6 protein-coding genes and 1 pseudogene are annotated in these 7,695 nt (G+C 74.5%); 4 read left to right on the top strand and 3 right to left on the bottom strand.

All coding sequences use genetic code 11. The features are described 5' to 3' along the window. Positions 1 to 2,088, bottom strand: a 2,088-nt coding sequence (locus ABZ914_RS42065) for a cyanophycin synthetase family protein (protein WP_500200294.1), incomplete at its 3' end; no start/stop codon positions are given. 2 nt (positions 2,089 to 2,090) lie between these two features. Continuing rightward, a complete protein-coding gene (locus tag ABZ914_RS42070) occupies positions 2,091 to 2,924 on the bottom strand; it encodes a cyanophycinase (protein ID WP_387026254.1) in 834 nt (277 codons plus the stop codon). Between the two features lie 168 nt (positions 2,925 to 3,092). Between ABZ914_RS42070 and ABZ914_RS42075 the strand changes: the two genes are divergently transcribed. After that, positions 3,093 to 3,773: a QsdR family transcriptional regulator gene (locus ABZ914_RS42075; RefSeq protein WP_500200296.1), complete on the top strand. Its 681-nt coding sequence runs from the start codon at positions 3,093 to 3,095 to the stop codon at positions 3,771 to 3,773. A gap of 100 nt (positions 3,774 to 3,873) precedes the next feature. Further along, positions 3,874 to 5,232 carry an ABC1 kinase family protein gene (locus tag ABZ914_RS42080; RefSeq protein ID WP_500200297.1) on the top strand — a complete coding sequence of 453 codons (1,359 nt, stop codon included), beginning with the start codon at positions 3,874 to 3,876 and terminating at the stop codon, positions 5,230 to 5,232. A gap of 74 nt (positions 5,233 to 5,306) precedes the next feature. Here ABZ914_RS42080 and ABZ914_RS42085 read toward each other — a convergent pair whose 3' ends face one another. Next, positions 5,307 to 6,152, bottom strand: a complete 846-nt coding sequence (locus ABZ914_RS42085) for a siderophore-interacting protein (protein WP_500200299.1) — start codon at positions 6,150 to 6,152, stop codon at positions 5,307 to 5,309. A gap of 187 nt (positions 6,153 to 6,339) precedes the next feature. On the opposite strand from ABZ914_RS42085, the gene ABZ914_RS42090 reads away from it, so the two are divergent. Beyond that, a complete protein-coding gene (locus tag ABZ914_RS42090) occupies positions 6,340 to 6,801 on the top strand; it encodes a nuclear transport factor 2 family protein (protein WP_190865707.1) in 462 nt (153 codons plus the stop codon). 77 nt (positions 6,802 to 6,878) lie between these two features. Next, positions 6,879 to 7,695, top strand: a pseudogene (locus ABZ914_RS42095) (FUSC family protein); the annotation flags it as partial.

The following is a 7,695-nucleotide window of genomic DNA, read 5'->3' on the forward strand; positions in this document are numbered from 1 at the left end:
GCCGAAGGCGCCCGCGACCTCCTCCACCGGCAGCACCGGCGTGCGGCGCCCGCCGCGCGCCTCCGTCAGCCGGCCGTTCTCGACGAAGTACCCGGCGCCGCCGCCCGCCAGGTGCCGGACCAGCACCGGGGCGTCCGCCGACATCGCGAAGAAGCACACCTCCGGGTCCCGGCGCGCCACCGCGGGACGCCCGGCGAGCCCCGCCGACGGGCCGTCCTCCGCGTTCAGCACCAGATGGCCGCCCCGGCGGATCTCCTCGGCGACGAGCGCCTTGATGTCGATCAGGTCGTCCACCGACTCGGTGGCGTCCATGCCGAGGTGGTCGCGGGTGATGTTGGTGACCACGGCGACGTCGGCGCGGTCGTAGCCGAGGCCGCGCCGGACGATCCCGCCGCGCGCCGTCTCCAGCACCGCGGCCTCCACCGACCGGTCGCCGAGCACCATCTCCGCCGACCGCGGCCCGGACGCGTCCGACCGGTGGATCAGCCGGCCGCCCACGTACACGCCCTCGGTGCTGGTCATGCCGGTGCGCACGCCGTGCAGCTCCAGCATGTGCGCGATCATCCGGACCGTGGTGGTCTTGCCGTTGGTGCCGGTCACCGACACCACCGGCACCCGCGACGGGGTCCCCGGCGGGTACATCAGGTCGATGACGTCGCCCGCCACGTCGCGGGGCTCGCCCTCGTACGGGGCCAGGTGCATGCGCAGCCCCGGCGCGGCGTTCACCTCCAGGATCCCGGCGGCGCCGCGTTCGGCGGGAAGCGGCGAGCCGATGTCGGGCAGCCGCAGGTCGATGCCGCACACGTCCATCCCCACGGTCGCGGCGGCCCGCACGCACATCGCGGCGACCTCGGGGTGCACGTCGTCGGTGACGTCCCGGCTCGTCCCCCCGGTGGACAGGTTCGCGTTGCGGCGCAGCCGCACCGTCTCGCCCTCCCCGGGCACCGAGTCGGGGCCGTGGCCCTGCCGCGCCAGCAGCGCCAGCTCGGTCGCGCCCAGCGCCAGCCGGGTGAGGGGACGGTCGTGGCCCTCGCCGCGCGCGGGGTCGGCGTTGACCCGCTCCACCAGCTCCGCGACCGTGGACGTCCCGTCGCCGGTGATCCGCGCCGCGGTCAGCTCTGCCGCCGCCGCGATCCGTCCGCCGACCACCAGGACCCGGTAGTCGCGGCCCGGGATGTAGGACTCGACGAGCACCCCGGGCGCATCGGCCCGGGCGTCCCCGCCCGCCGCCGACGTGAACGCCGCCACCACCTCCGGCGGCTCCGACAGCTCGATGTGGACGCCCTCGCCCTGGTGCCCCGACAGCGGCTTGACGACCACCGGCGCGCCGATCTCCCGCAGCGCCTCCAGCGCCTCGGCCGGCGACTGCGCCACCCGGCCCTCCGGCACGGGGACGCCCGCGTCCGCCAGCATCCGGTGCGCCAGCCGCTTGTCCGCGGCGACCTCCATCCCGATCGCGGACGTGCGGTCCGTCATCGCCGCCCAGGCCAGCCTGCGGTACCGCCCGTACCCGAGCCGCAGCAGGTTCAGGCCGCCGACGCGGCGGACCGGCACGCCCCGCTCGCGGGCGGCGCGCGCCAGCGCCGCGGTGCTCACCCCGAGCCTGCCCGCCTCGTGGTCGGCGGCGATCGGGGCGAGGTCCGGCGCGGGGTCCGGCACCGTCCCGGACAGCGCCGCGGTCACCGTCCGCACCGCCAGCTCGACCAGCCTCTCCACCAGGTCCGTCTCGGCCGGCTCGTCCCGGGGGCATTCGAGGATCAGCTCGTAGTCGCCGGGGCCGCCCGCGCGGACCGTCCGGCCGAAGTACGCCTCCCGGCCGATCAGCCCGGACAGCTCCAGCGTCACGTGCTCGGTGACGTGGCCGAAATAGGTGCCGCGGTCCATCGCGTCGAGCAGCCCGCCCGGCCGTCCGGCCGAGCAGTGGTGCGAGCGCAGCCCCGGCAGCGCCGCCACCAGCCGCTCGGCGAAGCCCGGGTGGTCGGTGGTCTCGTGCCCGGTCAGGTCCTGCAGGTCCAGCCGCGCGACGGCGACCGGGCGGTTCAGATAGACGTTCGGACCGCCGAGGCGGCGCACATGCAAGAGCCGCACGGTCACTCCTCCCCGGGCCCGCGCATCGTGCCGATCGCGGGCAGCCGGTCGTGCATCTGGAACGCGCAGCCGGCGGGCAGCAGGTGCAGGGAGACGTCGAACATCGCCATCGGCTCGTCGTCGGACGCGGCGTAGGCGACGGTCGACTGGCCCGCGTCCACGACGGTCACGACCCCCGTGCCGACCACCTGGAACTGCCCGTCGCCGACCACGATCGCGGTGTCCTCGTCGATTCCGACGCCGAGCAGCCGGGTGTCCAGCGCTATGCCGCTGAGCAGCCTCGGCAGCCGCCCCCGCTCGTTGAAATGCATGTCGATCAGCACGTTGTCCAACAGCGCCAAGCCCGGACCCACCTTCACGCTGGAGGCCGCGACCTCATGGCCGTGGCCGCCGAGGATCATCCAATGCCCCATCGCGGTCGCGCCGGCGCTCGTTCCCGCGATCACGAGGCCCTCCTGCTTCAGCCGGCGTTTGAGCAGCTCGTTGGTCCGCGACCCCACCAGGGTCCGGATCCGCGACTGGTCGCCGCCGCTGAACAGCACCCCGGTCGCCGCGTCCAGCGCGCGCAGCGTCGCGGCGTCGTCGGCGGCGGCGCGGCCGAGCAGCCGCAGCTCCCGCACCGACGGCACGCCGAGCCGCCCGAACACCGCGGTGTACTCCTCGGCGACCTCCTCGGGAACCTCGGTCGCGGTCGTCACCACCACGATCCGCGCGTCCTCCGCGCCGGCCAGCTCGACGAACGTCTCCAGGGGCCCGGCCCCGCAGGTCCGGTTCTCCGCCCCGCCAATGATCAGCAGCCGGCCCTTGCGTCCGGCGTCCCCGCTTCTCTCTTTCACACCTACCGACTACCCCTGATCACTCCGGGTAGTCGCGTGTTCGCGAGCTGTCATGAGAACGGCTCCCCGGCCCGCCGGCGGCAGTGGCCGCGCGCCGGGGGAGGGGCCTCCCGGAACCGCGTTCGCGCACCTGCCGGAGCATCGTCCCCGCTGTGTCATGCTGGGCGGATGAGCGGCAGCTCTGTTCCCCCGAGCGGGCCTTCCGGCCCGTCGCCCGTCCCGGCGCCGGCGCGCCGCCCGACCGGGCCCGAGGCCGCGCTCGCCGCGGCGTCCGCGCACTACCTGCGGGGAGAGCCGATCGACATGTCCGCGCTCGCCGCCGAGCTGGGCGTCGGCCGCGCCACCCTCTACCGCTGGGTCGGCAGCCGCGAGCAGCTGCTCGGCACCGTGCTGGCGGAGATGACCGAGCGCACCTACCGGGTCGCCGCGCGCGGCGTGCGGGGCACCGGCCCGGAGCGGATCCTCACGGTGCTGGACCGGTTCATGCGGGCGGTGGTGGACGCCGCGCCGCTCAAGGCGTTCACCGAGCGCGAGCCCCGGCTGTTCATCCGGCTCGCCACCATGCCCGGCACCATCGAGGACCGCGCGACCGAGCTGCTGACCCAGGAGCTGCAGCGGGAGATCGACCGCGGCGCGCTGCGGGTGCCGCTGCCGACCCGGACGCTCGCCCAGGCCGTCGTCCGCATCGCCGACTCGTTCATGTACGCGCACTACCTGGGCGGGAACCGGCCGGAGATCGAGCAGGCCCTCGAGGTGGTGGAGCTGCTGCTGCGTCCCTGCGGGCACGAGGCGGCGGCGGCTCGCGGACACCGGCCGCGCGACGGCGAGGGAATCTCCGAGCCCGTCTGAGCGCTGAGGTTTTTAGCGGGAATGACTATTTCGTGGCATTCATTCGCCATGAGAGGCTGGAGATCATTGGACGCACTGTCGAACGAGGAACGGCCGGGCCGTGACTGACATCCCCCGCCGCGCGGTGACGCGCACCGCGAAACTGGCGACGCTCCCGCTCGGCTTCGCCGGGCGCACCGCCCTCGGCTTCGGCAAGCGGACCATCGGCCGGCCCGCCGAGGCCGTCGCGCTGGAGGTCCAGCGGCGCACCGCCGAGCAGCTGTTCTCCGTGCTCGGCGAGCTCAAGGGCGGCGCGATGAAGGTCGGGCAGCTCCTGTCGATCTTCGAGGCCGGGCTGCCCGAGGAGGTCGCCGCGCCGTTCCGCGCGAGCCTCACCCGGCTGCAGGAGGCCGCGCCGCCGATGCCGGCCGCCACCACGCACAAGGTCCTCGCCGAAGGGCTCGGCGCCGACTGGCGCGACCGGTTCGCCGAGTTCGACGACCGGCCCGCAGCCGCCGCGTCCATCGGCCAGGTGCACAAGGCCGTCTGGCACGACGGGCGGACCGTCGCGGTCAAGGTCCAGTACCCGGGCGCCGCCGACGCGCTGATGAGCGACTTCAACCAGATCTCCCGGCTGAGCCGCGTGATCACGCCGCTGTTCCCGGGCGTCGAGGTCAAGCCGGTCGTCGCCGACCTGAAGCGGCGGCTGCAGAAGGAGCTCGACTACGTCGACGAGGCCCGCGCCCAGACCGCCTTCCACGACGCCTACGCCGGCGATCCCGACTTCGTCGTCCCGGCGGTCGTCGCGCAGTCCGGGAACGTGCTGGTCACCGAGTGGCTGGACGGCACCCCGCTGGCCAAGGTCATCGCCGAGGGGAGCCGGGAGGAGCGCGACCGCGCGGGCCTGCTGCTGTTCCGCTTCCTGCTGTCGGGCCCGTCCCGCTGCGAGATGATCCACATCGACCCGCACCCCGGCAACTTCCGGCTGCTGGACGACGGCCGGCTCGGCGTCATGGACTTCGGCGGCGCCGCCCGCGTCCCCGGCGAGCTGCAGTGGTCGATCGGCCGGCTGCTGCGCATCGGCACGCTCGGCGACCCCGACGAGATCGTGGACGCGCTGTGGGAGGAGGGCTTCCTCGCGCCGGACGCGGAGGTCGACCCGGAGGAGGTGGCCGCGGTCGTCACCCCGCACGCGGCGCCGTTCGCCGTCGACCGGTTCCGCTACACCCGCGAATGGATGCGGGAGCAGACGTCGCGCGGCCTCGGCCTCGCCTCCGACATGCGGCCGGGCGCGCTCGCCCGCCAGTTCCGGCTGCCGCCGCAGTACCTGGCGGTGAGCCGCGCCCTGGCGGGCGGCGGCGGTGTGCTCTGCCAGCTGGAGGCGGAGGGCGACTACCGCGCCGAGGCCGAGCGCTGGCTCCCCGGCTTCGCCGACGACGACGGCCCCGACCTCACCGACGAGACCGAGGCCACCGCCTGACCCGCGGGCCCGGCCGCGCGGCCGGGCCGAACGCGCGGCGAACGCCGCGGGACGCCGGCGAGCGGAGGCCGCCGTCAGGAGAGGGCGCGGGCCTCTTCCTCCTCGACCTGGCGGTTCCAGTCGCGCTTGCTCGACTGCCAGCCGTCCTCGTCGCGGCCCCGGCGCCAGTACCCGGAGATCGACAGCCGCTCCATCGGCAGGCCGCGGTCGACGCGCAGGTGGCGGCGGAGCGCCTTGACGAAGTTGGCCTCGCCGTGGACGAACGCGTGCACGTCGCCGTCGGGGAAGTCGAGCTTCTGGACGGCCTCGACGAGCAGGTCGCCGACCTGGCCGCCATTGCGGTGCAGCCAGACGATCTCGGTGCCGGCGGAGGCGCGGAGGTCCTGCTCCTCCTCCGGCCCGGCGACCTCGACGAACACGCGGGCGGGCACCCCGTCGGGGATCCGCTCCAGCGAGGCGGCGATCGCGGGGAGCGCGCTCTCGTCCCCGACGAGGAGGTGCCAGCCGGCGTCGGGGCTGGGCGCGTAGGCGCCGCCGGGGCCGTTGAAGAAGATCTCCTCGCCCGGCCGGACGCGTGCCGCCCACGGCCCGGCGATGCCCTTGTCGCCGTGGTGCACGAAGTCGATGGTCAGCTCGACGGCCTCGGGGTCCCAGGCGCGGACGGTGTAGGTCCGGACGCTCGGCCACTGGTCGCGCGGCATCTCGGCGCGGACCCTCTCCATGTCGAACGGCTCGGGGTACTCCACGCCCGGCTGGGGGAACAGCAGCTTCACGTAGTGGTCGGTGAACGCGCCGGCGCCGAACCCGGCGAGGTCCTCGCCGCCGAGCACCACGCGGATCATGTGCGGGGTGAGGCGCTCGGTGCGCAGCACCGTCCCCCGGTTGAGCCTGCGCCCCTTGCGTACCGGTTCCGTCGCCATGCGGACCTCCGCCGATATGGATCAGTGGTAATTAGGCAACCCTAACCTCTGACGCGTCAGGATTGTTCCGCCGGACCCGGCGTGTTCCGCCGCCCGTACCCGGCGGGACGCCGGGGCTCACCGGCCGGACGTCCGCCGGGGTACGGTCTGCGGGGCGGCTTCCTCTGCGCACGGGACGGTGAGGCGGTTGGCGGTCAGCAGGCAGACGATGACGGACGAGCAGCGCAAGTCGGTCGCGCTGGAGTACCTCAAGGGGTTCGACAACGGCGGGGTGACGTCCGACGGCGCGCCGCTGCTGGACCTGTTCGCCGATGACGCGCAGGTCTACTTCCCGAAGTGGGGCCTCGCGACCGGCAAGGAGGCGATCGGGCGGCTGTTCGGCGACGTCGGCGCGACGATCGCGTCCATCGAGCACCACTACGCCACGTTCAACTGGGTGTTCTCCGGCGGGGACACCCTGGTGGTCGAGGGCACGAGCCACGGCGAGCACCGGGACGGGCCCTGGCGGGCGGGCGTGCCCGAGTGGGGCGCCGGGCGGTGGTGCGACGTGTTCGAGATCCGCGACTGGAAGATCCAGCGGGTGTTCATCTACCTGGATCCGGACTATGCGGGCGGCGACACGGCCCGTTATCCCTGGTTGAAGGAGTAGCCGGGGCGGCGGGCACGTGGCGGGGAGCACATGCCTTCCATATATTTCACGAGTAAATTACTTGTTAAGCTTTAGGGGTGAGCGAGAAGAGCATCGGCGCCCCGGCCGTCCGGATCCGGCCGCTTCCGCTGCGCGGCGTCCTGAAGGTCGGGAAGGCGGCCGACATCTGGCACAAGGCCGCGCTGAGCGCGCCCGTCGCGTTCGGCGTGCCCGCGCTGGTCCTGCTGGCCCTGGGCCGGCTCGACCTCGCGCTCTACACCTCCGCCGGGTCGCTGTGCGCGATCTACTCGCACGGCGAGCCGTACGCCTCCCGCGCCCGCTTCATGGCGGTGATGGTCCTCGGCATGCTCGCCGGCGTCGGGATCGCGCTCGTCACCGCGGCCTCGACCGACTCCGCGGCGATCCGGGTCGCGGTCGCCGCGCTGCTCGCCGCCGCCCACAAGACGCTCTGCGACGCGGCGCGCACCGGGCCGCCCGGCGGCCTCATCCTCACCTTCGTCGCGGCGAGCTGCCTGTTCGTCCCGGGCGAGCGGCTCGCGGACGTCCCGTTCCACCTGGCCCTCGGCCTCGCGGGCGGCGCGGTCGCCTGGCTGGTCACCATGGCGCCCGGACTCGTCCGGCCCGACGGCCCCGAGCGGACGGCGGTCGCCCGCGCGCTGGAGGCCGCGTCCCGCCTCGCCGGCGCGGAACCGGACGGCGCGGCGCGCGCCCGCCACGACACCGCCGCCGCGATCAACGCCGCGTGGCACACGCTGCTGCGCGCGGGCGCCCGCACCCCGGCCAGGGCCGCGAACCGGCGGCGGCTCGAACGCCTCCTCGTGCACGCCGGGACCGTCGTCGCCGGGACCCCGGACGATCCGGGCCGGCTCGCCGGCTGGGCCGCCGACCTGCGGC

It is taken from the genome of Spirillospora sp. NPDC046719 (genome assembly GCF_040645715.1).
GTDB lineage: Bacteria > Actinomycetota > Actinomycetes > Streptosporangiales > Streptosporangiaceae > Spirillospora.